Genomic DNA, 1,350 nt, shown 5'->3' on the forward strand with positions numbered 1-1,350 from the left:
GTCTCCGGCAGCGCCGCGAGAATCGCGGCGGCCGGAGGCGGAATGGCGGCACCCGAGGGCTCTGCGAGCGGGAGCACCGCAGCCCGGCGCGCGGACGGCGCGGCCAGTGCGGGCCCGGCTGCGGCGAGCGACACCGCATCGGGCGGGACCGTCGCCGCTGCTCCTTGTGGCGCAGGGCCGGGCTCTGCCGGACCGCCGGGCGCGGCTGCAAAGCGGAGCGGTTCAGGCGCTCCCACACCGTCACGCGCGGTGCCGGCATCCGCAAGGGGCAGCGCGGCAGGCGGAATCGCAGGACGTGCCGGTGCTGCGCCCGAAACGTCCGACGCGGCGGCGGGCGCGGGGGTCACTGCCAAAGGTCCCGGCGCCGGCGGAAGCGGCATCCCGAGCGCGTCGGGCGCCCGATCCCCCTCCAGCCCGGGCTCCGCAGCGACGGCGCGGGCAGGGGCCGGAACCGATGCCGAAGGCGTCACGGGCAGCGCGGTGGCAGTGACAGGCAGCAGCGGTCGGGATGGCCCGTCCAGTGCCTTGCGCCGCACCGCCGTGACAGGGCGCCACGAGGGCTGCTCGGGCTTGCCCGCGACGTCCGGCAGCGACACCGCCGCGACCGGCACGTCCATGGCCGGGGCGGGATCTGCCCATGCCTCCGGCATCGGCGAGCCGGCGGATTGCTCCTGCGTCGGGGGTGGGGGCACGGCGGCCCTCCCCGATCCGTCGAGGCTGGCCTCACCGACAGCCTCCGGCAGCACGGCAGCCGGCGGCAAGAGCGCGCCCGCTTGCGGCAGCTTCTTGCCGGACAGCGGCCCGGCGGCGCGCAGCGGCGCGGCGACCTGCCCGACCGGGAGCGAAGCGTCGTTTGCGCCGCCGTCCGACGCAAGCTCGGGCAAGGCGGCGGAACTCGCCTCCCTCCGATCCTGCGGCGGTCGTGGCGGCAGGCCGATCGCAGCCGCCTCTTGCGGGGCAGGCACCGCCGCCGGCAGCGCCACGTCGAGCAGGTCGGCAAAGACGTTCCCGGTTCCCTCGCCGGCGGGTGCAGGCAATGCGGGGCCGGTTGCGGCAGGAAGGGCGGGCGACAGGCTCGAATCGGGCAGCAGGGGGATCATCGGCGCATCCTCTGGCTTGGCATCATCGCTGGCTCTGCAACTTGCGTGCCAGCGGCATGGCACGGGCCGCCTCGCGCCGCGCGCGCGCTGCGGCGAGCGCGCTGCGCGCCTCGGCGGTCAGCTCGGCGAGACGGCGGGCGCGGGCTTCGGCCTGCGCCAGCGTCTCGCGCGCCCAAGCGCTCTGGCGGCGGGCGTCACGCGCGCTGTCGCCGGCCTGCGCGGCGAGCTGGGCGAGCCCCGCGGTGAAGGC

1 protein-coding gene and 1 pseudogene are annotated in these 1,350 nt (G+C 77.3%); both read right to left on the reverse strand.

The features are described 5' to 3' along the window. Positions 1-1,100, reverse strand: a pseudogene (locus tag OPU67_RS16305) (hypothetical protein); the annotation flags it as partial. Between the two features lie 22 nt (positions 1,101-1,122). Beyond that, positions 1,123-1,350, reverse strand: a 228-nt coding sequence (locus OPU67_RS16310) for a hypothetical protein (RefSeq protein WP_267621535.1), incomplete at its 5' end; no start/stop codon positions are given.

Source organism: Erythrobacter sp. WG, assembly GCF_026586795.1.
Classification (GTDB): Bacteria; Pseudomonadota; Alphaproteobacteria; order Sphingomonadales; family Sphingomonadaceae; genus Erythrobacter.